The organism is Amycolatopsis keratiniphila (assembly GCF_000400635.2).
Lineage (GTDB): Bacteria > Actinomycetota > Actinomycetes > Mycobacteriales > Pseudonocardiaceae > Amycolatopsis > Amycolatopsis keratiniphila.
On sequence record NC_021252.1, the window covers coordinates 3,271,259 to 3,296,957 of the forward strand.

The following is a 25,699-nucleotide window of genomic DNA, read 5'->3' on the forward strand; positions in this document are numbered from 1 at the left end:
CCGCGAGCCGCCGGTGTCAGCCGAGCGGGCAGGTTCCCCGGTACACGGCGATCTTCGGGTCTTTCGCCGGGAGCGGGCACAGGAACTGGTCGTACCTGGTGTCTTCGTCGACGAAGCGTTTCAGCCACGAGAGGCTGTACTTCGCGATGGTCACGTTCGGCTTCGTCGGCGCCATGTGACCGGCGCCGGCCAGCAGCAGGTACGCCTTGTCCAAGGATTCGGGAAGGCTTTGGTAGAACGGCCGGGAATGCGAGCCGTCCGGGGCGATGAAATCGTTCTGGGCACTGACGACGAACGTGGGGACCTTCAGGTCGGAGAACGTCGTGTTCGGATTCCAGCCCGTCAGCGGGATGGCGGCCTTCAGCGTGGGGGCCTTCTGCGCGGCGATCAACGACCCGCCGCCGCCCATCGAATGGCCCATGACGGCGAGCCTGCCCGGGTCGACGCGGTCCTTGGCCTGGCTCTTGTCCGTCACGTAGCGCAGAGCCGCGAGCAACTGATCGGACCGGAGGTCCGGGGTGTCCCAGGTGCTCTTGGTGGAGAACGTGATGACGACGAATCCCTGGGAGGCCAAACGCGGGCCGTACCAGGCGATCGCGCTCTCCGTTTCGAAGAAGCCGGGCGCGATCGCGATCGCGCCGAAGGTGCCCTGGCCGGTTGCGGTCGGGTAATGGATCGTCCCGCCGCCGAACCCTTGTCCGGCGGGGACCTTCTCGGTGGCGGTCTGGAACGATCCGCGGTCCGCCTCGATACTGGCGTTCGTCGGAGCCGGGCCCCGGGCATAGGGATTCTCTTCGGCGTCAGCCGGTACCGCCGCCACGAGCAGTGCGGTCACCGCACTGAGCACCGCGGCGCCCCATCGTGATCCACGCTTCATCGCGCATGTCCTCTCGGAAGAACCGTTCCGGAGCCGGAACGGTTTCCCAGATATAGCGGGAGCCCGGCCGGACGCGCGTCGTGGAAACTACTGAGAAACGAAAAACTGTCACGTGGGTAAGGTTTTCGGCCTCGTGAGTGGTAAGGACGGTTAGAACCGTCCTTACCACTCACGAGGCGACGGGGTGGTCAGGTACCCGCCCGGTTCCCGGTGGGGATGGTGATCAGCGTCGTGGTCGGTGAAGTGCCCTTGTTGAGGAACAACATCGCCAGCGCCCGCACCATCTGGTCGAACATGTAGAACCCGGCGGGCATGACCGGGATCAGCCCCTCGCGGAACGCGATGTAGGCGGGCCACGCGGTGCGGATGAGGGCCGCGGACGCGTAATCGCGGCGCAGCCCGAGCCAGTCGCCGATCGCGTCGCTCAGCACGTAGCGCACGAATTCGTTCAGGAATCCCCGGGTGACGCCCAGATCGACCTGCGCGGTCAGCCCCAGCAGGTCTTCCGCGAGCTCTTATCCTTCGTGCGAAGGGGAAAGGATCGGGGTGAGCACCTGCGCCGACTGCGCGTAGGCGGCGGCCCACGTCTTCGGGATGAACTCCTCCCGCACGCCGAGCAGGTGGATGGCGACCTGCCACATGTGGAGGAAGGCGTCCTCGTCGGCGGCCGACATCGGGACCTTCCATTCGCGCAGCTTCCGGTGCACATAGGTGCCGAGACTGTGGAAGGTGACCAGGATGTCGCCGTTGCTGATCGGGATCCGCTCGTCCGCGACGGCCTTCCAGTACGGCGACTGCGGCAGCAGATGCCGCACCGCGGCGTGCACCAGCCGCGTCTTGTTGGCGGTGACCACGAACTGGCCGTCGGGCTCGAAGGCGTTCAGATCGCTAAGGTCGTAGCCGAAGGTGAACGTCTTGGCCGCGCGGTCCTGCATGTCGGCCCCGCCCGCGGACCAGTAGACCGATTTGGCCTCACGCGGGATGACCGTGCTCATGATGCCGCTGCCGAGCCCGTACAGCATGAACAGATAGGTGTCCTTGCGCCGGTTGAAATCGGCCGCGCGGCGCAGTTTCGCGGGGTCGGCCCAGGACGGCAACCGGTTGACGCGCTGGAGGTAGCCCGCCAGATCGGCGGGAAGGCCGCCGGGGAGCGGGTCGTTGTTGTCCACCCAGGACCGCATCGCGGTGTTGACCGCGGGCACCTGGCCCGTTTCGAGGATCCCCGCCATGATGCGGTCGATCTCGTCGTCCCAGACCCACCAGGGATCGGCCGCGGAACCGGTCCGCGTCGCGCCCCAGGCGGGGGCGACGCTCGCCGCGCCCACCAGGCCCAGTGCGACGCCGAGGGACAGGACGTTCCTCCTGCTGAGATCGCTCATTTACTTACCTAACTTCCTTGGTAGGTTTTTCCGTCCAGTTCGCGAAGCGCACCCTTGACCACTTTCCCGCCCGCGTTGCGCGGGAGTTCGGGAAGCACCACGAGATCCTTGGGCAATTTGAACGAAGCGAGCCTGCCGTCGAGGAATTCGACGAGTTCGGCCAAAGACGGTTCGGTATCCGTCGCGGCGATGAAGGCGACCGGCACCTGCCCCCAGCGCTCGTCGGGCCGTCCGATCACGGCGACCTCTCGCACCGACGGATGCGCCGAGATCGCGTTTTCCAGTTCGGCGCAGTAGATGTTCTCGCCGCCGCTGATGATCATGTCCTTTTTGCGGTCGACCACCCAGATGAAACCGTCTTCGTCCTGTGAGACCAGATCGCCGGAATGGAACCAGCCGCCGGCGAAGGCTTCCGCGGTCTCCCGCGGTTTCCGCCAGTAGCCCTTGGTCACCATGGGCCCGCGATAGACGATCTCGCCCACTTCGCCCGGCGGGACGTCGTTCATTTCGTCGTCCACGACGCGGTATTGAAGGGTCGGGATCGGTTTGCCGACCGAGCCGAGTTTGCGCATCGAGTCCTCGCCGCTGAGCACGCAGGTGATCGGTGAGGTCTCGGTCTGGCCGAACACGGCCACGTTCAGGGCGCCGGGGAACTTCTCGGCCATGGCGAGCAGCGTCGCCTTCGACGCGGGAGCCGCGCCCCAGCTGATGATCCGCAGTTTCAGTTCCCGTTCGGCGATATCCGGCTGGGCGCAGATCAGATCCCACTGCTGGGGGACGTTGAACACCACGGTGGCGCCCTCGCGCTCGTAGGCGTCGAGCACCGCGCGCGGATCGAAGGCGCCCAGCGGGTGGATCACGACCACCCCGCCGACCAGGAAGTTCGCCACGATCGATCCCAGGCCGGCGATGTGGAAGAAGGGGGCGGTCAGGAAGGCGACGTCGGTGTCGTCGAAGATCTTCATCGCCCGGATGCAGGTGAGCGCCTGTATCTGCAGGTTTCGATGGGACAGCATCACCCCTTTCGGTGTGCCGGTGGTGCCCGAGGTGTACATGATCAGCGCCGTCGATTCCTCGCTGACGTCGGGCAGTTCCAGCGGTTCGCGCGCGGTCAGGAATTCCTCGTACCCCGTGCGGCCTTCGGCGTCGTCCGGCTCGCCGATGACGAGCACAGTCGAGATCGAAGCGGCGTTCGGCGCGGCGTCGAGCAGGGGGAGTAACCGCGCGTCGACGACGACGGCGGACGGCGTGCAGTCGGCCAGGATGTGGTCGAGCTCCGCAGGCGCTAGCCGGAAACTGAGCGGGACGGCCATGGCGCCCAGGCTGTTCGCCGCGAACACGGTCTCCACGAACCACGGATGGTTCAAGGTCAGCGTCGCCACGCGATCGCCTTCGGTGACACCGCGGGCGGCGAGGCCGGCGGCCAGGCTCAACGACCGTCGCGACAGGTCCGCCCAGGTGGTCGTCTCGCCGAGGTACCGCAGCGCGGGCTTGTCCGGTCGCATCATCGCGTGCGTGGCCGCGTGCGCCAGCCAGTGGTGCCGGAAGGACGAGGCGGGAGCCGAAGCGGTCGACATGGCCATCCTCAGTGTCGGAGCGGGACTGGTCGCGAGGCCAGTATGCCTGCCAAGTGGCCGGTTGAGAAGCGATAAGTTAATCGAAAATCACATCGCGACGCCGACCGTGCCCTCCGTTCCCCCTGGTGGTGATCCGGTTCGTGGTTGACTTCCCGCATGGTCCTGTCCCCGCGTGCGGCCACCCGGCCGCGCAACCGCAAGCAGCAGATCGTCGACGCGGCCGGGCGGATCTTCAGCGAGCACGGCTACCACGCGGCGTCGATGGAGGAGATCGCCGCCGACGTGGGCATCACGGCGGCGGCCCTGTACCGGCACTTCCCGAACAAGTACGCCTTGTTCGCCGCGTGCGCGAACGTCATGGCCGACCGGCTCGTCGCCACGCTCGACGAGGTGGCGCCCGGTGCCCCGCTGGCGGACGTGCTCGCCGCCGTCACGCAGGGGACGGTCGTCCATCGTGCGTCGAGTGGCCTGTACCGCTGGGAATCCCGGTACCTCGAACGCGAGGACCGGCAGTCGCTCGCGTTGAAGTTCGGGCAGGTCGTGGACCGGGTGGCCGAGGCGGTGCGGCGGGAGTACCCGCTGCCCGACGAGGGCTTGCGAGCGGTGGCCGCCCTCGGCGTGATCGGGTCGATCACGATGCACCGCACCTCGATCGCCCAGCGCCGGGTCGAAGAGGTGCTGGTCGAGTCCGCTCTGCGCGTGGCCGCGACCGATCCGACGACGGGCGTCCCTGGCACGCACGCCGTCGAGCTGCCGTCCGGCACGGAGCCGCGCACCCGGCGTTCGGAGATCCTCGCGGCGGCCATCCCGCTGTTCGAACGGGACGGGTTCGCCAACGTCACGAACGGCCGGATCGCCGAAGCCGTCGGGCTGGTGCCGTCCGCGCTCTACCGGTATTTCCCCGGCAAGGCCGATATTCTCGCCGCCGCCTGTCTGCAGGCCGCGGGAATCCTGGCCCAGGCGGTGGAACGGAACCTACGCGGCGTCGAAGGGCCGAGCGACGCGCTACTCGTGCTGGCGCGGACCTACGTGGCTTACAGCTTCGAGCACACCGCGCTCACCAGTGTCGCCAACGCCGAACTCGCGGGCCTGCCCGCGGCCCTGCAGCGTCCTTTGGTCGGCGCGCAGCGTGAGCACATCGCCGTCTGGGAACAGCATTTGCGGTCGGCGCGGCCGGAGCTCGGCCAGCGGCAGGCGAGGGTGCTCGTGCACGCCGGTTTCGGGGTGGTGGTCGAAGCGGGCCGGAGGTTGCGCTGGGAGGACCTCCCCGCCAACCGTGACGCCGTCAGCGCCTTGCTCGTAGGCGCGTTGGGGATCTGACGCGCCGACGGCTCAGTGCTCGCGGTGGCCGAGGCCGGCCGAGACCTGCCGGGCCGCGCGGCCGACGACGCGGTTCAGGCCGCGCATCCGGGCGGCGGGCATGTACGGCCGGGTCGCCGAAACGCTGATGGCCCCGGCGATCGCACCGGTGGCGTCCCGGATCGGCGCCGCGACACAGCGGATCCCCGGTTCGTTGTCTTCCAGATCCATCGCCACCCCGGACTCCGCGTACTCGCGCATACGCGCCAGGAACGCGTCGACGTCCTCCGGGCGCACCCTGCCGGGTTCCACGGGCGTCTCGGCCAGGTACAGCTCCCGCCATTCCGGCGCGGAGTCCAGCAGTAGTGCCATGCCGACACCAGTGCGGGTCAACGGCATCCGGTGCCCGATCCGGGAGCGCATCTCCGCACCTCGTGAACCGGGCAGCTTGTCCAGGTACAGCACCGAATCCCCGTCGCGGACGGCCAGGTGCACCGTGTCGCGCAACTGCTCCGCCAGCTCCTCCAGCACCGGCCGGGCGACCACCGGCAGCGGACTGCCGTGCAGCGCCTGGAAACCCAGCTCGATCAAGGTGGGCCCGAGCGCGTAGCCGTCCCGTCCGCTGCGCAGGTACCCCTCGCTGACCAGCAGCTGGACCAGCCGGTGCGCGGTACTGCGGCCCAGCCCGGTGCCCTCGACCAGGCCGCGGAGGTCGGTCGCGCCGCCGGCGACCGCGCGGATCAGCGCGAGGCCGCGGGCGAGGGTCTGGGTGCCGGGCGGTGCCGTATCGGACATGCCCGAATCCTACATATAGGGACGACGATCGCATTATCGGGAACGCGCCCGCACGATGTCGCTCGTGACCGACACCGAACCCGCCTTGATCGCGCTCGACTGGGGAACCTCCGGTCAGCGTGCCTGGCTGCTCGGCGCGGACGGCGGGATCCTGGCCGCCCGCAGCGCCGGGCGTGGACTGCTGACCACGACCGAGGACGTGGACCTGAATGACCCGGGAGCCAGGGAGGCCGCCTACGAGTCCGCCTTCCGGAAGACCTGCGGAGACTGGCTCACGGAATTCCCCGGGCTGCCCGCCCTCGCCGCCGGGATGGTGGGCAGCGCGCAGGGCTGGGCCGACTCCGGCTACCGCACCGTCCCGGCGAGGCTCGACTTCTCGTCGCTCGTCCCCGTGACCCACCGCGACGGCGTGCTGCATCTCGTACCCGGGCTGCGGATCCCGTCCGGCGCGCATCCCGGCGACGTGATCCGCGGTGAGGAAACACAGTTGGTCGGCGTGCTCGAAACGTTTGGCGGCCCCGGCGGATCGCTCACCGTGGTTCTCCCCGGCACGCACAGCAAATGGGTCCGCGTCGAGGACGGGATCGTCACCGGTTTCACCACCGCGATGACCGGCGAACTGTACGGATTGCTGATCACGAACGGCATCCTCGCCCGCACGGCCGCCGATCCGGTCGCCGACGACGAGGCCTTCTCCCGGGGGCTGACCGCGGGACGGCGTTCGCGAGGACTCGCCACGGAGGCGTTCGGTGCCCGCCCGCTCGTGCTCGACGGCGTCCTGAAACCGGCATCGCTGCCCGACTACCTCTCCGGCGTCCTGATCGCCGACGAGGTCTCGCATCTGTTGCATGACAACGACATCCGCGTGGTGCTGTGCGGCGCGGACGAACTCTGCCGTCGCTACGCCACCGCCCTCGCCGACAGGGGAGTGGAGGCCATCGTGCTGTCCGAAGAGGTCACCGCCCGGGGGCTGTGGCGGATCGCGACGGCCGCCGGACTGCTCGAAGACCGTCTCGAAAGGACACTGAAACCGTGACCGGATTGATCGCGATCCTGCGCGGGGTGACCCCGGCCGAGGTCGTCGGCGTCGGCCGGGCGCTCGTCGACGCCGGATTCCCCGGCATCGAGGTGCCACTGAACTCGCCGGAACCGTTCGCGAGCGTCCGCCTGCTCGCCGACGCGTTCGGGGACCGGTGTGAGATCGGCGCGGGCACCGTGCTCACCACCGAAGACGTCGGCCGGGCGAAGGCGGCCGGGGCGCGGCTGATCGTGGCGCCCAACACCGATCCCGCGGTGATCTCCGCCGCCGTGGCCGAGGGGATGACGCCGTACCCCGGTGTCGCCACACCGACCGAGGCGATCACCGCGCTGGCCGCGGGCGCCCGGTATCTCAAGCTGTTCCCCGCCGACGCGGTCGGGATCGGGGGCATGAAGGCGTGGCGCGCCGTGCTGCCGCGCGAAGCCGGGCTGCTGCCGGTCGGCGGGGTCGACGAAACGAACCTGGCGGCCTGGGCCGCCGCCGGGGCGGCCGGGGCGGGGCTGGGTTCCTGCCTCTACCGGCCGGGTGACACCGCCGACGCGGTCGGCGTCCGTGCCCGCGCACTTTCCGAGATCTGGCACCAGGAATAGGAAAAGAACCATGAAGATCGTGTCAATGACGACATATCAGGTGCCGCCGCGCTGGTCGTTCCTGAAGATCGAAACGGACGAGGGCGTCACCGGCTGGGGCGAACCGGTCCTGGAGGGCCGGGCCGCTTCGGTGGCCGCGACCGTCGAGGAGCTCTCCGACTACCTGATCGGCAAAGACCCCTCGCAGATCGAGGATCTGTGGACCGTGCTGTACCGCGGCGGGTTCTACCGGGGCGGCGGTCTCCACATGAGCGCGCTGGCCGGGATCGACCAGGCCCTGTGGGACATCAAGGGCAAGGCGCTCGGCGTCCCGGTGCACGAACTGCTCGGCGGCCGGGTGCGCGAGGCGATCAAGGTGTACTCGTGGATCGGCGGCGACCGGCCCGCCGAGACCGCCCGCGCCGCCCGTGAGGTGGTGGACCGCGGGTTCAGCGCGGTGAAGATGAACGGGACCGAGGAACTGTCCTATCTGGACACCTGGGACAAGGTCGACCGCTGTGTGGCCAATGTGGACGCGGTGCGCCAGGCCGTGGGCCCGAACGTCGGTATCGGGGTGGACTTCCACGGCCGCGTGCACAAGCCGATGGCCAAGGTCCTGCTGCGCGAACTGGAGCCGTACCGGCTGATGTTCGTCGAGGAACCGGTGCTCTCCGAGCACGTCGACGGATTCGCCGACGTCCTCCGCAACTCGCCGATCCCGATCGCGCTCGGCGAGCGGCTGTTCTCGCGGTGGGATTTCAAAACCGTGCTGGCGTCGGGCGCCGTCGACATCATCCAGCCGGACCCGTCGCACTGCGGCGGCATCACCGAGGCACGCAAGATCGCGCACATGGCCGAGGCGTACGACGTCGGCTTGGCGCTGCACTGCCCGCTCGGCCCGATCGCGCTGGCGGCCTGCCTGCAGATCGAGGCGGGCTGCTACAACGCGACGATCCAGGAGCAGAGCCTCGGCATCCACTACAACACGAGCAACGATCTCCTCGACTATCTGGCGGATCCGTCGGTGTTCGCCTACGACGGGGGACAGGTCGTCATCCCCCGCGGGCCGGGGCTGGGCATCGAGATCAACGAGGAGTACGTCGCCGAACGGGCGGCCGAGGGGCATCGCTGGCGGAATCCGGTGTGGCGGCACGCCGACGGCTCGTTCGCGGAATGGTGAGCGTGATGACCACTGCCGTGCGTCCCACCAGGTTCCGGGTGCTCATCGCGGTGATGCTGTTCATCACCGTCGTCATCAACTACCTCGACCGGTCGAACCTGTCGATCGCGATGCCCGCGATCGCCGGCGAACTCGACCTGTCCAAAGCGGAACAGGGCATCCTCCTGTCGGCCTTCGGCTGGACCTACGCCGCGCTGCAACTGCCCGGCGGCTGGCTCGTCGACAAGATCCCGCCGCGGCTGCTCTATCCGGCCTGCTTGATCCTGTGGTCGCTCGCGACGTTCTTCATGGGGATCATCGGCGGGTTCGTGGCGCTGATCGCGTTGCGGCTGATGGTCGGCGTCTTCGAGGCGCCCGCCTATCCGATCAACAGCAAGATCGCGACCGTCTGGTTCCCGGAACGCGAACGCGCCACGGCGATCGGCTTCTACACCTCGGGCCAGTTCATCGGCCTCGCCCTGCTGACGCCCGTGCTGTCGTGGTTGCAGACCGTGCTTTCGTGGCACTGGGTGTTCATCGCCACCGGTCTGGTCGGCATCCTCTGGGCCGTGCTCTGGTACGCGAAGTACCGCGAACCGCGTGACTCGCGGGCCAACGAGGCCGAGGTGGAGCTGATCAGTTCCGGCGGCGGCCTGGTGGACCTGCCGCGCGAGCGGCCGGAGCGGGCGCGGATCACGCGTGCGGATCTGGCGACCGTGCTGGGCAGCCGGAAGCTGTGGGGAATCTACTTCGGACAGTTCTGCCTGACCTCCACGCTCTGGTTCTTCCTCACCTGGTTCCCGACGTATCTCGTCGAGTACCGGGAAATGGACTACATCAAGTCCGGCTTCCTGGCGTCGCTCCCGTTCATCGCGGCTTTGGTCGGCGTGCTGGTTTCCGGTGTCCTTTCGGACTTCCTGGTGCGGCGCGGAGCTTCGCTCGGGGTGGCGCGGAAGGGCCCGATCATCGCCGGGCTGCTGCTGAGCACCGTGATGGTCACAGCCGGGTTCACCGACTCGACCGCGATGGTCATCGTGATCCTGTCCGTCGCCTTCTTCGGCAACGGGCTCGCGTCGATCACCTGGTCGCTGGTGTCCGCGCTGGCGCCGCGGCGGCTGCTCGGGCTGACCGGCGGGATGTTCAACTTCATCGGGAACCTGTCGTCGATCGCCACGCCGATCGTCATCGGCCTGATCGTCACCGACGACAGTTTCGCGCCCGGTTTCGCCTACATGACCGTGATCACGGTCGCCGGGATCCTGTCCTACGTCTTCCTGGTCGGCAAGGTCGAGCGCGTGGCCGAGCGGATACCGGCGGCATCCGCGCGAGTGTGACGGACGACGCCTCACATTTCGCGCGGCCGCGTCGTCGGTAGGGCAGAAACATCCACTACCGCAAGGAGAACGCGATGAACGCCCGGCTCGACTACTTCGCCAACCCGGTCGGCGGAAAATTCATGAGGCCTCTGATCTCGGCAGGAAGGGGGCTGGCCGACTCGCCCCTGTCGCTCACGATCCAGGAGCTGGTCCGGATGCGCGCGAGCCAGATCAACGGCTGCGCGGTATGCCTGGACATCCACACCAAGGAAGCCGCCGCCGCGGGCGAAACGGACGTGCGGATCAACCTGGTCGCCGTCTGGCGTGAGGCGTCCGTCTTCAGCGAGGCCGAACGCGCCGCGCTGGAGGTGACCGAGCAGGCCTGCCGCATGGCCGACGGCGGCGGAGTCACCGATGAGGCGTGGGCGAACGCCGCCAAGCATTTCGACGAGGACCAGCTCGCCGCGCTGGTGGGGGTGATCTCGCTGATCAACGCCTTCAACCGGGTGAACGCCATCGTCCAGAACCCCGGCGGCGACTACCAGGTGGGGCAGTTCGCATGACCGTCACCGAGACGGCACGCAACCGGGCGGCGTTCAGCCGCTTCCACGAGGCGACCAACACCGGCGACTTGGCCCTCATCGAGAAGACGATCGACGAGGTCGTCGCGCCGGACGTGGTGTTCCACGCACCGGTCCCGATGGAGACGACCGGAGCGCAGGCACTGAAACAGGTGTGGACGGTGCTGCTTCGCGCGTTCCCCGACGTGCGGGTCACGGCCGAGGACGTGCTCGCCGACGGGGACAGGATCGTCTGCCGGAACGTCGTCACCGGCACCCACCGAGGTGAGTACCGCGGACTGCCCGCCACCGGGAAGACCGTTTCCTACAACGAGATCTTCATCCTCCGCTTCGCCGGAGGGCGGGTCGCCGAGATCTGGGGTGTGGTGGACGTGCTCACCCAGCTGCGGCAACTCGGCGCCCTCGCGGCGTAGCGGTCAGGCTCCGGACCAGGGACGGAGCTTCTCCGGATTCCGCATCCCCCAGATGTGCTGGATGCGGTCTCCGGAGACGTGGAACGCGAAGACGGCGACGGTCTGTCCTGCCTGCTCGAGCACGAGGCCGGGCAGGCCGTTGACGTCCCGCTCCACCAGATCGAGGCCGGACGTCCACTGCGCCAACGTGATGAGATAGGAGGCGACCTCGTCGCTCCCTTCGAACGGATGCAGTGCCGCCCTGACGACGCCGCCGCCGTCGCTGGCCGCCTTCACATCGGGATCGAGCAGACCGATGAGCGCTTGGATGTCCTTGGCTTCCCAAGCTTTCTTGAATTCCCTGACGAGATCGGCCTGGGTGGCGACCGGGGCGGGCACGACGCGCGTCGCACGGATACGGCGGCGCGCCGAGGACGCCAGCTGGCGGCAGGCGGCCGGGCTCCGGCCGACGATCTCCGCGACCTCGGCGAAGGCGTAACGGAACACGTCGTGCAGGACGAACGCGACCCGCTCGGCCGGGGTCAGCGACTCGAGCACGACGAGGAACGCCATGTTGATCGACTCGTCGAGAGTGATCCGATCGGCCGGGTCGACGGCGGACGGCCGCCCGGTCGCCCACTCGACGTGTCCCGGCAGCGGCTCGGGAAGCCACTCGCCGACGTAGCGTTCCCTCCGTGCGCGTGCCGACCCGAGGAGGTCCAGGCAGATCCGGCTGGCGACCGTCGTCAGCCAGGCTCCCGGGGACTCGATCGCTTCCCGCTGCGCGGGGGACAAGGCGTACCAACGGGTGTAGGTCTCCTGCACCACGTCCTCGGCCTCGGAAAGGGAACCGATCAAGCGATACGCGAGCCCGATCAGCTGACGCCGCTCACTCACGATCGCCTTGAGTCCCGGGTCGAGCGTTGGTTCGTTCATGGGTTTCGCCCCCCTGGTCGCGTGTGGTGTCCCGGGTACGACGAGACACCGGCGCCGGATGTGAGGTCACCTCCGTCCATGGCCATGATCCCTTTGCATCCTCGCTGAGTGAAAACTGTCTCGCTGTCCGCCGCCCAGTTACGCCGACGATGTGACCGAGCGTGACAGGTGTGTGGAAATAGGGACACTCAATGTCCCTATTTCCACACACCCCCCACCCACCGGCCCGCTCATGGCGTCGGCCTTGCGCTCCGGAGTCAGTGCGCCCCGGCTTCGCCGAGGATCCGGGCGACGGCCGTCTGTCCCTTGCTCCGGGCGTGAGCGAGGGGAGTGACGCCCTGCTTGTCGGCGAGGTTCACGTCGGCGCCCGCGGCGACGAGGGCGCGGACCACTTCCTGGTGGCGCGGCCCGCCGTCGCCGAGGACGACCGCCTCCAGCAGCGCGGTCCAGCCGAGGTCGTTCACGTGGTCGACGTCGATCCCGCTGCCGGCCACCAGCCGCACGTACTCGGCGTGCCCGCGTTCGGAGGCGGGGATCAGCGAGACACCGCCGTACCGGTTGGTGATGGTCAGGTCCGGCTTGGCCTGGAGCAGCAGCTTCGCCATCGGGACACTGCCGGTGACCCCGGTGACCAGCCACGGTGTGTCGTGCCGCCCGTCGAGCGCGTTCGGGTCGGCGCCCGCCTTGACGAGGATCTCGGCCACTTCGAGCCGGTCTTCGGTGACGGCGACGAGCAGCGGGGTCCGGCCGCGATCGTCACGGGTCTCCAGGTCGGCGCCGGCTTCGACGGCCTGGCGGACCCGGTTCGGGTCGGCTTCGAAGAGTTGGCTCACGGCGACTCCTTGTCGGGGCGGCTGGGACGAAGCGGGTGGCGTGGTCGGGGTGCTCGGTGCCGTCGGGGGTGGTGCGCTCGGTGCCTGCGGGGAGCAGGCACCGAGCACAAGGGCGGCGAGCAGAGCCACGATCGCCCGCCCACCGATCATCAGCGAAGTTCCCCGATGGCGCGCAGCCCGGCCGCGGCGAACTTCTCGTCGAGGTCGCCGCTGGGCGCGCCGCCGACGCCGATCCCGGCGATCGGGCCGCCGTTCGCGGCGACCGGCACACCACCGCCGAGGAAGAGCGTGCCCGGGATGTCGCGGATGGTCGGACCGTCGCCCTGGGCGTTCTTGGCCAGCGCGGAGGTCGGCTGTCCGAAGGAGACCGCGGTGAAGGCCTTCCGCTTGGCGGACTCTTCGGTCTGCGGCCCGGCGCCATCGCCCTTGAGCAGGACGCGGACGTCTCCCGACCGGTCGATCACGGCGACGGTGACCCGCTGACCCTCCTTCTCGGCGGCGTCCAGCGCGGCCTGCGCGGCACGGGTGGCGGCGTCGACGCCGAGCACGCTGGTCTGCAAGACGGCCTGCGCGGCGGCGGGCTGCTGCGGCTTGCGGTCCTGCTGTGCCTGCGCCGCGCCCACACCGGTGGCCAGCGCGACGGTCGCGAGGCCGGCCGTCATACCCAGGACGAGACGAGTGCGGGGGAGCTTGGCGTTCATCGGATTTCCTTTGCGGTGAGGGGGTGTTCCGTTCTCCCTCGACTTTCCCGTCCGGCGGGCCGGGGCGAATCGGGCGAGCGGATATCCATCGGGCGCCAAGCGGTCGGTGCGGGCATCAACCGAACGATTGATGCGGAGCACCCCGCCTCCCCGCATACGATCATCGGCGAGGAAGGGAGGGCCGGAATGAAACCGCATCTGGGCGAGACCACCGGGCTGAACGCCGCGATGCACGCCGGGTTCTTCCTGCTGCTCGCCGCCTCCGTGGCACGGTTCGTCGCGGGGCACGGATTGAGCGGTGCCACCCCGCTGATCCTCGTGCTCACCGGCGCGCTCGCGCTGGTCTACGTGGCGGGTGTGCTGAGCTGGGAGGCGCTCGACCGGTGGCGTCCGTTGTGGCTGACGGCGGTGATCGCGGTCTGGCTGGCCCTGGTGGTGGCCGCGCCGAGTTTCGCCTGGTGCGCCGTGCCCTTGTTCTTCGTCTGCCTGCAGATGCTGCGCCCGCGGATGATGATCGCGGTGGTCGTGGTCCTCACCGTCGCGACCATCCTCGCCCAGCTGAGGATCGCGGACGGATTCGACCCGAGCATCGTGCTCGCGCCCATCGCGGTCGCGCTGATGGCCACGATGACGTTCCTGCAACTCGACCGGGACCGGCTCGAACTGGGTCAGACCGTCGGGGAGCTCCTGCGCACCAGGATCGACCTCGCCGAGAGCCAGCGAGTGGCCGGGATGGTGGAGGAACGGGAGCGACTGGCGCGAGAGATCCACGACGTCCTCGCGCAGGGGCTTTCGAGTTTGCGGATCCTGCTGCAAGCGGCGCAGCGGTCGTGGGAAACCGATCCGGAACTGGCCAAGGCCCACGTGTCCCGTGCCGTCGAAGCGGCGGGGGACAACCTCGACGAAGCGCGCCGGTTCGTCAAAGGCCTCGGATCGCCGCGGCTGGAGAGCACCGACCTCGACGAGACCCTGCGGGCACTCGCCGAGCAGGTCGGGTTCGCCGTCACGCATCCGGTGCGCTTCGAGATCAGCGGAGATCCGTATCCCCTGGAATCCGAGGTGGAGGCATGTCTGCTCCGGGTCGCGCAGAGCGCGTTGGCGAACGTCAGCGAGCACGCCAGGGCGACGAAGGCCGCCGTCACGCTGACCTATCTGGCCGACAAGGTCGTCCTCGACATCCGGGACGACGGAGTCGGCTTCGCCCCGGATTCGACCCGCGCGAGCGGCTTGCGGGGGAACGGGTTGCGGATGATCGGTGAGCGGGTCGCCGAACTCGGTGGTGAGATGGTCGTCGAGAGCGCGCCGGGAGAGGGCACCGCGCTCGCCGTCGCGGTGCCCATCAGGGAGGTTCGATGACCGTCCAGGTGCTGATCGTCGACGACCATCCGGTGGTGCGGGCGGGTATCGCCGCGTTGCTGGCCGGCGAGCCCGGCTTCGAGGTGATCGGCGAGTGCGCGAGCGCCGAGGAGGCCGTGCGGTTCGCGTCCGCCCGGAAGCCGGACGTCGTGCTGATGGACCTGCAGCTCGGCGATGGCCCGGACGGCGTGAGCGCCACCGAACGCCTGACCGCCCTGCCGGATCCGCCGAAGGTGCTGGTGCTCACCACCTACGACGCCGAACTGGACATCACCAGGGCGGTGGCGGCCGGCGCCACCGGCTACCTGCTCAAGGCGGGGCCGCCCGAAGACCTCTTCAAGGGCATTCACGCGGCCGCGCGTGGAGAGACCGCGCTGGCGCCGCAGGTCGCGGCCCGGCTCTTCGGGCACATGCGGGCCCCGGCACCCGCGTTGAGCCCTCGTGAGACCGAGATCGTGCAGTTGGTGGCGGAAGGGTTGATCAACCGGCAGATCGCCGCACGCCTGTTCATCTCCGAAGCCACGGTGAAGACACACCTCGTCCACATCTACGACAAACTCGGCGTCGACAGCCGTGCCGGTGCGGTGGCCGTCGCCACGGAACGGAGGATCATCCGCAACTGACCGCGACGAGGGTCAGCGGCGTGGTTCGATCGTCATGTCGCCGCGGGTCAGCGCGAGGATCGATTCCCTGGCGAGAATCTCGTGCGGGAAGCCGAGTTCGATCGCGGAGGCCGCGTCGAGGCGAGCCAAATGCGACGCAGTTGGCTCGACTTCCAGAGCGCCGAGGTTGTCCTCCAGCTGCCCGGTGGTGCGGGCGCCGATGATAGGAGCCGTCACACCCGGGTTCCGCAGGGCCCATGCCAGCCCGACCTGGGCGGGGGTGCGGCCAAGTTCGGCGGCGACCTCCTTCACGACGTCCACGATGGCGAAGTTGCGCTCGGTGACCGTGCCCAAAGCGAGGTTGAAGTCCTTGCGGGTGCCGTCTTCGGACGGTGTCGTGGCCATGTCGGCTCGGCTGTACTTCCCGGTGAGCACCCCGCCGGCCAGCGGCGACCACGGGACCACGCCCAAGCCCATCTCGCGGGCCATGGGGATCAGGTCACGTTCCCCGGTGCGCTCGATCAGGTTGTACTCGATCTGCAGCGCGATCAGTGGCGACCAGCCGCGCAGGTCGGCGATCGCCTGCATCCGGGACACCTCCCAGGCCGGAGTGTTGGAGATCCCGACGTACAGGACCTTGCCCTGCCGGACCAGGTCGTCCATCCCACGGAGAATCTCCTCGACTGGCGTCGTGAAATCCCATACGTGCAGGTAAAGCAGATCGATGTAGTCCGTGCCCAGTCGCCGCAGACTGGCTTCCACCGACGCGAACAGGCTCTTCCGCTGGCCGCCCCCGGAATTCGGGTCGCCGGGGCGGCGCAGGGTCGTGTACTTCGTCGCCAGCACGAGGCTTTCGCGACGGTCGCGGGTGAATTCGCCCAGCAGCCGCTCGGAGCTGCCGTTCGTGTAGGTGTTGGCCGTGTCGATGAAGTTGCCGCCGCGTTCGACGTAGCGGTCGAACAGCTTGCGTGCCTCGTCCTGCTCGGCGCCCCAGCCCCAGTCCGTGCCGAAGGTCGCCGCGCCCAGTGCCAGCGGGGAGACCCGCAGCCCGGACCGGCCCAGCAGCCGATAGGTGTCGAGGGTGAGCGACATCGGGTCCTCCTGTGCTCGTGTTCCGTTGTCGAAGCCGAGTCTGCGACCGCCGCGAGCAGGGGATAAGGGAGGACTCTTCCTGGGAACACGGGTCCCACCCTGGCTGTTGGACCGGGCATGACGACCTCCACCGTGGACACGACACAGGAGCTGGCCGCGTTCCTGCGGACCCGGCGTGAACGCCTGGACCCGGCGGAATTCGGCCTGCCGTCGCGCCGCCGGTCCCGGCGGACCCCGGGGCTGCGCCGCGAAGAGGTCGCCGAGCTTGCGGCGGTCAGCGTCGACTACATCGTGCGGCTGGAGCAGGCGCGTGGGCTGCGGCCCTCGGCCGATGTCGTGGAGGCGCTGGCCAAGGCGCTGCGTTTGGCTCCCGACGAACGCGCCTACCTCTTCGATCTGGCCAGGCAGCGTCCCCGCAACGCCGACAAGCTCGCCACCACCGCGGCTCCGCCGCTGGCCCGGTTGGTCGCGGATCTGTCGCCGCTGCCCGTCATGCTGATGAACCACCGCTACGACATCCTGGCCTGGAACGACGAAATGGCGAGACTGCTGGTGGATTTCGGCACTTTGCCGCCTGCTCAGCGAAACTCGATGTGGTTGTGCCTCAAGCATCCCGAGATCCGCGAGTTCTACGCGGATCGCGAACGTGTCGTGCGGGAGGGCATCGCGCATCTGCGCGCCGCCTGGGCCGCGCATCCGGACGATCAGGCCCTGACCGAGCTCATCACCGAATTCACCGCCGACGAGGAATTCGCGCGGCTGTGGGCGAAACGTGACGTCAAGGTCAACGGCCGCGGGCGCAAGGTGATGCGGCATCCCGAGGCGGGTGTGGTCGAACTGGACTACGAGGTGCTCACGCCGCTCGAGGATCAGGACCAGCGCCTGGTGATCTACCGCGCCATGACCGAGGAAAGCCGCTCGGCGCTGGACCGGTTGTTCGCCCTCCCCCGGCAGTAGGCGATTCGCGTACCGCGCCGATTGCAGGTGTCGACGGTACGAAGAAACCCATGACCTGGTGTGTACACGGAAGGTGTTTGAGCCGATCGCGTGATGCCCGTAAAAGAGCTCTCCCGCGCATAGGTGACCGCTGATTTCGGTGGTACGGTCCATCGCGGTCGAAAAACCTTTCAAAAAGAGAGTACGGGTAGTGGATTTCGACGCACTGATCGCCGAATTGCGGACCCTGCGGGAAAATGTCGCCGGAGTGACCGACACGGTGATAGCCGCTGTCGACGGAATACCGATCGTCGCCGACGCGGCGAAGGACATCGACCCCGCGGAGGTTTCCGCGCTCGCCGCCGCGAATCTCGGGATCGCGCGCCAGGCGGCCGAAGTGACGGGCAAGGGCACCCTCCGGCAGACCGTCGTGTTCAGCAGTGACGGCTACATGGCCGTTTACGCCATCGACCGGATGGCACTCATGGTCATCATGGGGGACAGGCGGCTGAATGTCGGCCGCCTTCTTTTCGAATGCCGTCCCGTCATCGATCGGATCAGCTCGATACTGGCCGCTTAGCCGGCAAACCAGGAAAGTGAGTTCGATGAACATCGAAAACGCGCTCAAGGAATGCATGTCGATCGCCGGTGCGGTCGGTGTCGCGCTGGTCGATTACGACAGCGGGATGTCGCTCGGCACCAGCGGGGGAGGTGATTGGCTCAATCTCGAGGTCGCGGCGGCGGGGAACACCGATGTCGTCAGATCGAAGATGCGGGTCATGTCCGCGCTGGCGCTCAACGACAGTATCGAGGACATCCTCATCACGTTGCACCGCCAATACCATCTGATCCGGCTGCTGGATTCCGTGAACGCCAGGAGCTCCCTCTTCCTGTACCTGGTGCTGGACCGAGACCAGGCGAATCTCGCACTGGCCCGGCACTATCTCAAGCGCGTCGAGACGGAGCTGCAGGTCTGAAGACGAACGGGGGAAGCCGGCGATGACCGGAGGCGCGTCCAGTCACCACGCACTCGTCGCCGGCTCGGCGCTCATCGGCGGTCTCGGCTCGTTGTTCCCGGCGGGGTTGAAGCTCATCGGCGATCGGCTCGAATTCGTGTTCGTCCTGCCGGATGGCCGCCGCGTGGTGGACATCGAACCGTTCGTCGCGGTGAAAGAGCGAATCCGGCAGGTCGATACCGGGATGCCACCGCCGCGGTTCTTCCTCGACACCGACGGCAGGTGGACGCGGCTGCACGTGGAGTTCGCCGGATTCGCGGTCCGGGCGGTGATCGTGCTGCCGGGCGAGCTGACGGCGGGGGCGATCAACGCGCCGTTCCTCGGCCGCTGGCAGAACCAGGTGCCCGGTGCCGTGCGGCTCGCGGTGGACGAGTTCGCGCGAATCCTCGTGCGATGCCGTCATCGGGCCGGGGGACCGGAGCCACTGATCGACCTGGAACTGGGGTACGTGCCCGTCCGGGACTTCGAGGCCGCGTTCGCTCGCGCCCACGAGCCGGTCCGGCCGTTCATCGCACCGGTCCGGCCGGTGTTCAAGGTGCGCTGGCATGCGGTGACACCCGCGCAGCGCAAGGCCTTCACCGGTGACCTGATGGGCGTCAGGCACCGGGGCCGGTGGCTTCGCCGCAGGCCGGCCGCGACGATCATGGGAGTCGAGGTGGTACTCCCGCCGAGGCCCTGGCGCTAGGCCGATCGCGTGTCCGTGAAGGCCTCCTTGCCTACCCTGAAGGTAGTGAAGGAGGCCTTCACGTCCCGCGTCAGGCGGTGACGAGCGACAGACCGTAGTTCTGCAGGATCTCGTTCACCGGCTGGAACCAGGTCTCCCCGCCGGAACCGCAGTTGCCCCAGCCGCCGGAGGTGACTCCCTGCGCCTGGTCGCCGGTGATGAAGGAGCCGCCCGAGTCGCCGGGTTCGGCGCATACGTTGGTGCGGGTCATCTGGTGGACGGCGCCCTGCGAGTAGTTGACCGTCTCGTTGTGCCCCAGCACGGTGCCGCAGTGCCAGTGCGTCGTCGAGCCGGACCGGCACACCGAGGTGCCGACCGGCGCGACCCACGAACCCCGGACGAGCGCGTCGCTCACGGTGCCCCAGCCGAGGACGACCGGTGCGGTCCACCAGCCGTTTCCGATCCGGATGAACGCGTAATCGTTGCCGGGGAAGGAAGATCCGGCGAAGCTGCCCATCGCCGAGCCGTCCCAGCCGACGACCGAGCTGCCGGTGCCGCCGCAGTGGCCGGCGCTGACGAATCCACCGTGGACGCTGAACCCGATCGAACAGCGGGTGTTCCCGTTGATGTAGTACGGGTCGCCGCCGACGGTGCCGGCGGCGAACGGCTCGGCCTTGGGCGCGGTGACCACCGTGACAGGACCGGACTTCCTTGCCCTGGCCAGGAAGTCGTCGACGTCGGAACCGTGCGCGCCCGGCCGCAGCGCGATCACGACGCTGCCGCTGCGCGGATCGGCGCGCCAGCCGCTGACGGCGGCGGGGGCGGGCCGGGTCTTGGCCGACGAGTCGATTTCGGCCTTGGCCGCGTCGAGCCGGGCCGCGCTGACCGCGACCGCGGTGGGTTCGGCGCCCGCCGCCCGGACGGCGGACGCCGCCGCGGGATCGGTCACGCCGACGACGAGTGTGCCGCGCGCCGGATCGAACCAGGCGCCGCCGAACGCCGCGCCGGCGGCCCGCTGCGCGTCGGGCAGCACCCGCGAGGCGGTCATTTCCTGGGTGAGCCGGGCCGAGGCCTGCGCGGCGGTGAGCCCCAGGTCCCGCTGCATCGCGGCGAGCAATCTGGGGGACGCCTGCGCGACCGGGGCGAGGGCGGCGGAAGTGAGACTCGCGGTCAGGACGGCGGCGCCGCCGAGTGCCAGGGCGATTCTTCGACGCATGGTTACTCCTCCAAGGCCGGGGGAAAGAAACACACTGCCCGCCGAGTGTGGGGCCGTGGCCGGGGAAAGAGCGAGGAATGTCCGGTCTTCTGTCCACAATTCCCAAGAGCGAATGCCGTCTACTTAGGACAGTCGATCGAATGGGCCCTCCGCGCGCACCCGCGCCGGTTCCAGTACGTTGCGGGACATGACCGCGTCGCCGGAGGATGTGCCGGAGCAGGTGCTGCGCACCTCGATCGTCGAGCGGCTGTTCGCCCGTGAGGCCGACCCGCGCCCGCTGTTCACGCACCAGGACCACAGCGCCGGTGTGGACAGCACGGTCACCTGGACGGAGTTCGTCGCCCGGGTGCGAGTGGTCGCGGGCGCGCTGCGCCTGGTCACACGCCCGGGTGATCGCGTCGCCGTGCTCACCGGCCAGGACCTGAACTACCCCTTGGCCTTCTTCGGTGCCCTCGCCGCCGGTCTGGTGGCCGTCCCGTTGATGGCGCCGGGCAGCGCTTCCCAGCGAGGCAGGCTCACCGGCGTGCTGGCGGACTGCGGCGCAAGGGTTTGGCTGACTTCTTCGGCCGTCGTCGCGAAAGTGCGCGAAGCCGGCGAGCCGGATCACCTGATCGTGGTGGACGAACTTTCCGGACCGGGGATCGATCCGCTGCCTGTCGCGCCGGAAAGCCCCGCGTATCTGCAGTACACGTCCGGGTCGACCCGCGAACCCGCCGGTGCCGTGATCCCGCATCGGGCGGTGGCCGCCGCCTGCTGGCAGGCGAGCCGGGCCTACGCCGTCGACGAGGGTACGACCTGCGCCGGATGGATCCCGTTCTTCCATGACATGGGCCTGATCCAGCTGCTGTGCCTGCCGGTCCACGCGGGAGCGCGATCGGTGTTCATGTCGCCCGCCGAATTCGTGCATCGTCCCGTGCGCTGGCTGCGTCAGCTCGCCGATCACCCGGCCGTGTTCACCGCGGCGCCGAATTTCGCGTTCGACCTGGCCGTCGAAGCCGCCGAAGAAGCGGGGGAAGACCTCGATCTCTCCGACGTCCGGGTCGCGCTCAACGGTGCCGAGCCGGTCCGGCCGCGGACGGTCGCGCGCTTCCTGGAAACCTTCGGGCCGCGAGGATTCCGCGCCGAAGCGCACCGTCCGTCCTACGGTCTGGCCGAGGCCACTGTGTACGTCGCGAGCGCGGGCGCGGAAGGGCCGCGCAGCGCGGTGTTCGACAGGGAAACCCTGGCACAGGGCCAGGCGATCGAGGTGCCGGACGGCCAGGAACTCGTCTCGGTGGGGCGCCCGCTCGGCCAGCGGGTCCGCATCGTCGGCGACGGCGTGGCACAGCCGGACGACGTCGTCGGGGAGATCTGGATCCACGGGCCGAACGTCGCGTCGGGATACTGGGGCCGTGGTGACGCCGCCGCGTTCGGTGGCGAACTCGACGGCGTCGGTGGTTGGCTGCGTACGGGTGACCTCGGCGTTTTCCACCGCGGCGATCTCTACATCACCGGCAGGCTCAAGGACCTCATCGTCATCGACGGCCGCAACTTCCACCCGCAGGACATCGAAGCGGTGGCGGGTGAGGCGCATCCGGCGATCCGCCGCGACCGCGTCGCCGCATTCGGCGTCTCGGACGAAAGGGGCGAAGGAGCGATGTTGGTGGCCGAATGGGCAAAGAACGCCGACGCGCATGTCAAAGAAGTGACGAGAGCGGTACTGCGCGCCGTTTCACGGGAACATGATCTGACGTTGCGATCTGTCCGTCTGGTTCCCTCCGGTGACCTTCCGCGCACTTCCAGTGGCAAGGTGGCGCGAGGCGCGGCGAGGGCGCGTTATAGTCGGCCCCGTGGGTGATCACCGCGCGGAGGTCGTGAAGGTCGTCAGTGAGACTTTTCGGCTTGATCCCGCCGAAATCGAGTCCGACGCGCCGCTCGAAGAGCTGGGTATCGACTCCAAGGGACGGATAAGACTCCTGTCGGCGCTGGAGATCTACCACGACGTGAGGATCGATCTGGACCAGCTGGACCGGTTCACCGACATCGGGTCGGTGGCCGAAGTGCTCGAAGAGGCACTCGGCGGTAAAGCCGACGGATCCGACGAAAGGCGCTGAAAAGAATGAGCGGGGGCTTCACCGCGGCGACCGATGCGCTTTCATCGGCGTCGAAGAACATCGGAAAGCTGACGGAGCAGTTGCTCGAAGACAATCCGGATCTGTCGAGCACTCCGGTGAACGCGGCCGGTTTCGGCCAGGCGCACGGCGACCACGCGAAGAAGTACACCGACGGGGTGGCGGCGTTGTGGGCCTCGGTCCAGGGTTACAGCACCACGCTCGGCTCCTTCGGCACGAACCTCGGCACCGCGGGCACCGCGTACGGCACCAACGAGGACGAGCAGAAGAACAAGATCACCAAGACGGGGATGCGCTAGTGGCGACCGAAACCACCTGGACCGACGTCAAGGCCGTCCTCGACGACCCGGCCGTTCCCGCCGAGCAGAAGACCAAGCTCATCGGCTCGTGGATGCGGACGCATCCGGCGCCCCCGCCGTGGACGGCGGACCAGGAGCCGGAGGAGATCAAGCAGAAGCGCAAGGAAGCCGAGAAGTACGCGGCCTCCTACAACGCCCTTCCGTTCCTGCCCTACGACGACGACCTCGACAAGGTCTACAACAGCGCGAAGGGCGCGGGCGATCAGGCCAGCTTCAACCGGAAGGCGGAGACGAAGGCCGTCGACGAGGGCAACAAGAAACTCGACGCCACCAAGGAACCCACCGCCGAGGGCGCGGGGACCAAGACGTCGGACGAGATCTTCGACGCCGCCGCACCGGCGCTCAAGGTCTTCGAAACCTTCGGCTCCCTGCTGGGGAAGCTCCCGGAAGACTGCCGGGGCACCACCCGCGCGCTCGATTTCGAGAAGGACATCAAGAAGCCGTTCGACGAGCAGCGCGGCATCAACTTCCAGAACTTCGTCGACGACGCCGCCCACTTCAGGACCGGCTCGAAGACCGTCCAGAAGACCATCGACGACACCGGTTCCCAGCTGAACACCCTCTACGGGACGTGGACCGGCAAGGCCGCGGACGCCTCGTCGGACAACTACAACGAGAAGATCCTCCCCAAGGCCACGAAACTCTCGCAGACGCTGAACAACGCGAGCGAAGCGACGCTGCACACCAGCGCGACGGTTTTCAAGCTGTGCAAGGGAAAGGCCGACACGGTCATCGATCTCTACAAGGAGATCGTCGGCAAGGCGGACTTCCCGATGGCGCAGAAGGTCGTCGCCATCGCCGCCGGTGAGAAGAGCGGCAAGGAGGACCTCGGCGCGATCGCGGGCTGGATGGACGTCAACTTCGGCTCCAACCTGGTCCAGCAGTTGAACAACGACGGCTGCTGCGACGACGACGAGTTCAAGAAGCAGGGCCAGAACCTCGCCAAGCAGTGGATCCAGCGGCAGTTCATCCCCGAGATGTGGACCATCATCTACGAGGGCTTCGTCAAGTCCTGCAAGGACACCAAGGAGTTCGTCGACCAGGCCTACGACGAACTCGACAAGGTGATGGGCAAGGTCAAGAACGAGTTCGAAGGCGCGGGCGACCAGGGCGGCGCCGGCGGCGCGGGCGGACCCGGCGGCACGGGCGGCGGGCCTGGCGGCACTGGTGGCGGACCCGGTGGCCAAGGGCCGGACTTCACCGGTGGTCAGGGTGGTTCCGGCGGTGGCCCCGGTGGTTCGGGAACCGGTGGACCCGGCGGTGAGACCGGTGGCGGGCCAGGTGGTCCGGGCAAGGGTCCGGACTTCACCGGCGGCACCGGTGGTGGGCCGGGCGGCGGTGCGGAGGGTGGCACGGGCGGCGGTCCCGGATCGGGTGGTTCCGGTCCGGGCGGTGGCACCGGCCCGTCGGCGCAGAAGCCTCCGCCGGTCCCGGACGTGAACATCCCCGAGAGCGGAGGATCGCCCGGCGGCGGTCCCGGTGGTGGACCGGACGAGAAGAAGGACCAGACGTCGCCCTCGGGCTCGGTCCCGCCGCCGTCGAACGGCGACGAGCAGAAGGCCGCCGCCGAAGAAGCGAAGAAGCAGGCGGCGGCCGCCGCCGAGAACGCGAAGAAGCAGGCTTCCGAGGCGCTGGGCAAACTCGGCGACGGTCCGACCGGTGGTGATCTCGGTGGTTCCGGCGGTTCCGGTCCGGGCGGCGGTAGTCCTGGCGGTAGCGGCAACACGGACGCGGCGGCCGAGGCCAAGGCAGCGGCCGAGAAGGCCACTGAAGAAGCGAAGAAGCAGGCCTCCGACGCGCTGAACAAGCTGGGTGACGCCCCTGGCGGCATGGGCGACGGCGATGCCAAGGACGGCGACTCGAAGGATGCCGAGAAGTCCGCGGACGAGGCGAAGAAGAAGGCTTCGGACGCCTTGGACAAGCTCGGCGAAGAGCTGCCCGGTGAAGGCGGCGACAAGCTGACCGGTGACAAACCCGGTGAGGACGGCGACAAGGCAGAGGACGGCGAACGCGAAACCCTCAAGGTCAAGCAGGGCGACAAGACCTTCGAGATGACCGAGCCGGACAAAGACGGCGAGATGGAGATCAAGGTCGGGGACGGTTCCGGGCCCGCCAAGGACTTCAAACTCGACTGGACCGACGACGGCGACGAGTCCAAGCTGGGCTCCACTCCCGGTTCGGAAGACGGGAAGCCGGACAAGGACGGCGTCCATCGTCCGGGGCCGGACGGCAAGATCCACATCCAGGACGGCGATGTGAAGATCACCGCCGAGCGCCCCGACGGTCCGTCCGGGCCGACGGTCGTCACCGTCGACGACGGCACCGGCAAGCCGACCACGTACACCCTCGGCGAGGACAAACCGGCCACGGACAAGGCATCGCATCCGGCGACTCCCGTCACCGGGACGGTGCAACCAGACGCCAAGCCGGCGTTCACCCCGCATCACGGTGGTGGCGGGACCGTCCCCGACGGGGTCCGCGGTGGCGACATCGGCGGTTCCGGTGGCGGCGGCGGTGGTTTCGGCGGCGGAGGTGCGTCGGCACCGTCGATGCCCTTCGAATCCGCGAGCCCGGCGGCCGGCCAGCCGCTGACCGAAGGTGTGCACACCGGTGGCGGGACACAGCAGCCGCAGCACGTGGCCGCGAGCGCCCCGTCCGCTCCGATGAGCGGCACGACGGGCCAGTCGTTCGGCGGCGCGATGCCCCCGATGGGCATGGGTGCTGGCGGCGCGGGTGGCCAGGGCGGCGACCAGGAACGGACCAACCGCGCGTACCGGATCGAGGGCGAGGTGTTCGACCGGATCAACGAACCCACCGGCCGGATCACCGGTTCGTTGCTGGACGATGAGGATCAGTCGGTCACCCGCAAGCGGTGAGCCGGGGCAGGGGAGAAC

The 25,699-nt window shown here is 68.6% G+C and carries 25 protein-coding genes and 1 pseudogene; 17 read left to right on the plus strand and 9 right to left on the minus strand.

Going from position 1 to position 25,699, the window contains the following annotated elements; genetic code table 11:
* Window positions 1-16: 16 nt before the first annotated feature.
* From AORI_RS55945 to AORI_RS55955, 3 genes and pseudogenes are all read right to left on the minus strand, one after another.
* A complete protein-coding gene (locus AORI_RS55945; protein ID WP_016333347.1) occupies window positions 17-877 on the minus strand; it encodes a poly(ethylene terephthalate) hydrolase family protein in 861 nt (286 codons plus the stop codon).
* Between the two features lie 188 nt (window positions 878-1,065).
* A pseudogene (locus tag AORI_RS82180) lies at window positions 1,066-2,256 on the minus strand (oxygenase MpaB family protein).
* An 8-nt stretch (window positions 2,257-2,264) separates the two neighbouring features.
* Window positions 2,265-3,833 (minus strand): long-chain-fatty-acid--CoA ligase, encoded by a 1,569-nt coding sequence (locus tag AORI_RS55955; RefSeq protein ID WP_016333348.1) that lies wholly within the window; start codon window positions 3,831-3,833, stop codon window positions 2,265-2,267.
* Window positions 3,834-3,989: 156 nt separating this feature from the next.
* On the opposite strand from AORI_RS55955, the gene AORI_RS55960 reads away from it, so the two are divergent.
* On the plus strand, window positions 3,990-5,153 hold the full coding sequence (locus AORI_RS55960; RefSeq protein ID WP_016333349.1) for a TetR/AcrR family transcriptional regulator: 1,164 nt from the start codon (window positions 3,990-3,992) through the stop codon (window positions 5,151-5,153).
* A 12-nt stretch (window positions 5,154-5,165) separates the two neighbouring features.
* On the opposite strand, the gene AORI_RS55965 is transcribed toward AORI_RS55960, so the two are convergent.
* A complete protein-coding gene (locus tag AORI_RS55965; RefSeq protein ID WP_016333350.1) occupies window positions 5,166-5,927 on the minus strand; it encodes an IclR family transcriptional regulator in 762 nt (253 codons plus the stop codon).
* A gap of 55 nt (window positions 5,928-5,982) precedes the next feature.
* Between AORI_RS55965 and AORI_RS55970 the strand changes: the two genes are divergently transcribed.
* The 6 genes from AORI_RS55970 (at window position 5,983) to AORI_RS55995 (ending at window position 11,004) form a co-directional block, all read left to right on the plus strand.
* A complete protein-coding gene (locus tag AORI_RS55970) occupies window positions 5,983-6,963 on the plus strand; it encodes a 2-dehydro-3-deoxygalactonokinase (protein ID WP_016333351.1) in 981 nt (326 codons plus the stop codon).
* Entirely contained in the window at window positions 6,960-7,556 is a 597-nt protein-coding gene (locus AORI_RS55975; RefSeq protein WP_016333352.1) for a 2-dehydro-3-deoxy-6-phosphogalactonate aldolase, read from the plus strand. Before AORI_RS55970 ends, AORI_RS55975 begins: the two co-directional genes overlap by 4 nt.
* 10 nt (window positions 7,557-7,566) lie before the next feature.
* Window positions 7,567-8,715: a galactonate dehydratase gene (gene dgoD / locus AORI_RS55980; protein ID WP_016333353.1), complete on the plus strand. Its 1,149-nt coding sequence runs from the start codon at window positions 7,567-7,569 to the stop codon at window positions 8,713-8,715.
* A 5-nt stretch (window positions 8,716-8,720) separates the two neighbouring features.
* Window positions 8,721-10,028 (plus strand): MFS transporter, encoded by a 1,308-nt coding sequence (locus tag AORI_RS55985; RefSeq protein ID WP_043848761.1) that lies wholly within the window; start codon window positions 8,721-8,723, stop codon window positions 10,026-10,028.
* Between the two features lie 74 nt (window positions 10,029-10,102).
* Window positions 10,103-10,573 (plus strand): carboxymuconolactone decarboxylase family protein, encoded by a 471-nt coding sequence (locus AORI_RS55990; RefSeq protein ID WP_016333355.1) that lies wholly within the window; start codon window positions 10,103-10,105, stop codon window positions 10,571-10,573.
* Complete coding sequence (locus tag AORI_RS55995) at window positions 10,570-11,004, plus strand: ester cyclase (protein WP_016333356.1); 435 nt, start codon at window positions 10,570-10,572, stop codon at window positions 11,002-11,004. The genes AORI_RS55990 and AORI_RS55995 overlap by 4 nt, the downstream gene beginning before the upstream one ends.
* Before the next feature lie 3 nt (window positions 11,005-11,007).
* Here the strand turns inward: AORI_RS55995 and sigJ are convergent, their stop codons facing one another.
* The 3 genes from sigJ to AORI_RS56010 all read right to left on the minus strand — a co-directional run bounded on the left by sigJ (window position 11,008) and on the right by AORI_RS56010 (window position 13,453).
* Complete coding sequence (sigJ, locus tag AORI_RS56000) at window positions 11,008-11,919, minus strand: RNA polymerase sigma factor SigJ (RefSeq protein ID WP_016333357.1); 912 nt, start codon at window positions 11,917-11,919, stop codon at window positions 11,008-11,010.
* A 257-nt stretch (window positions 11,920-12,176) separates the two neighbouring features.
* Complete coding sequence (locus AORI_RS56005; RefSeq protein WP_016333358.1) at window positions 12,177-12,752, minus strand: ankyrin repeat domain-containing protein; 576 nt, start codon at window positions 12,750-12,752, stop codon at window positions 12,177-12,179.
* A gap of 149 nt (window positions 12,753-12,901) precedes the next feature.
* The gene (locus tag AORI_RS56010) at window positions 12,902-13,453 is read right to left on the minus strand and encodes a GlcG/HbpS family heme-binding protein (protein WP_016333359.1); all 552 of its coding nucleotides are present in this window, start codon (window positions 13,451-13,453) and stop codon (window positions 12,902-12,904) included.
* A gap of 186 nt (window positions 13,454-13,639) precedes the next feature.
* Here AORI_RS56010 and AORI_RS56015 point away from each other — a divergent pair, with 186 nt between their 5' ends.
* Window positions 13,640-14,809: a sensor histidine kinase gene (locus AORI_RS56015; RefSeq protein WP_016333360.1), complete on the plus strand. Its 1,170-nt coding sequence runs from the start codon at window positions 13,640-13,642 to the stop codon at window positions 14,807-14,809.
* On the plus strand, window positions 14,806-15,432 hold the full coding sequence (locus tag AORI_RS56020; protein WP_016333361.1) for a response regulator: 627 nt from the start codon (window positions 14,806-14,808) through the stop codon (window positions 15,430-15,432). Before AORI_RS56015 ends, AORI_RS56020 begins: the two co-directional genes overlap by 4 nt.
* Before the next feature lie 12 nt (window positions 15,433-15,444).
* Here AORI_RS56020 and AORI_RS56025 read toward each other — a convergent pair whose 3' ends face one another.
* A complete protein-coding gene (locus AORI_RS56025; RefSeq protein WP_016333362.1) occupies window positions 15,445-16,503 on the minus strand; it encodes an aldo/keto reductase in 1,059 nt (352 codons plus the stop codon).
* 117 nt (window positions 16,504-16,620) lie between these two features.
* Between AORI_RS56025 and AORI_RS56030 the strand changes: the two genes are divergently transcribed.
* The 4 genes from AORI_RS56030 to AORI_RS56045 all read left to right on the plus strand — a co-directional run bounded on the left by AORI_RS56030 (window position 16,621) and on the right by AORI_RS56045 (window position 19,140).
* Window positions 16,621-17,460, plus strand: a complete 840-nt coding sequence (locus AORI_RS56030) for a helix-turn-helix transcriptional regulator (RefSeq protein ID WP_016333363.1) — start codon at window positions 16,621-16,623, stop codon at window positions 17,458-17,460.
* A gap of 190 nt (window positions 17,461-17,650) precedes the next feature.
* Window positions 17,651-18,019: a roadblock/LC7 domain-containing protein gene (locus AORI_RS56035; RefSeq protein ID WP_016333364.1), complete on the plus strand. Its 369-nt coding sequence runs from the start codon at window positions 17,651-17,653 to the stop codon at window positions 18,017-18,019.
* 25 nt (window positions 18,020-18,044) lie between these two features.
* Window positions 18,045-18,416, plus strand: coding sequence for a hypothetical protein (locus AORI_RS56040; protein WP_016333365.1), 372 nt, complete (start codon window positions 18,045-18,047; stop codon window positions 18,414-18,416).
* 22 nt (window positions 18,417-18,438) lie between these two features.
* Entirely contained in the window at window positions 18,439-19,140 is a 702-nt protein-coding gene (locus tag AORI_RS56045) for a hypothetical protein (RefSeq protein WP_016333366.1), read from the plus strand.
* 70 nt (window positions 19,141-19,210) lie between these two features.
* Here AORI_RS56045 and AORI_RS56050 read toward each other — a convergent pair whose 3' ends face one another.
* Complete coding sequence (locus AORI_RS56050) at window positions 19,211-20,335, minus strand: S1 family peptidase (RefSeq protein WP_016333367.1); 1,125 nt, start codon at window positions 20,333-20,335, stop codon at window positions 19,211-19,213.
* Between the two features lie 187 nt (window positions 20,336-20,522).
* Here AORI_RS56050 and AORI_RS56055 point away from each other — a divergent pair, with 187 nt between their 5' ends.
* Genes AORI_RS56055 through AORI_RS56070 form a run of 4 tightly spaced genes read left to right on the plus strand, consistent with a single transcriptional unit; the run spans window position 20,523 to window position 25,681 of the window.
* The gene (locus AORI_RS56055; RefSeq protein WP_016333368.1) at window positions 20,523-22,172 is read left to right on the plus strand and encodes a fatty acyl-AMP ligase; all 1,650 of its coding nucleotides are present in this window, start codon (window positions 20,523-20,525) and stop codon (window positions 22,170-22,172) included.
* Window positions 22,165-22,428: an acyl carrier protein gene (locus AORI_RS56060; protein WP_016333369.1), complete on the plus strand. Its 264-nt coding sequence runs from the start codon at window positions 22,165-22,167 to the stop codon at window positions 22,426-22,428. Before AORI_RS56055 ends, AORI_RS56060 begins: the two co-directional genes overlap by 8 nt.
* Before the next feature lie 5 nt (window positions 22,429-22,433).
* Window positions 22,434-22,745, plus strand: coding sequence for a hypothetical protein (locus AORI_RS56065; protein WP_016333370.1), 312 nt, complete (start codon window positions 22,434-22,436; stop codon window positions 22,743-22,745).
* Window positions 22,745-25,681 (plus strand): WXG100 family type VII secretion target, encoded by a 2,937-nt coding sequence (locus AORI_RS56070; RefSeq protein ID WP_016333371.1) that lies wholly within the window; start codon window positions 22,745-22,747, stop codon window positions 25,679-25,681. Before AORI_RS56065 ends, AORI_RS56070 begins: the two co-directional genes overlap by 1 nt.
* Window positions 25,682-25,699: the final 18 nt, after the last annotated feature.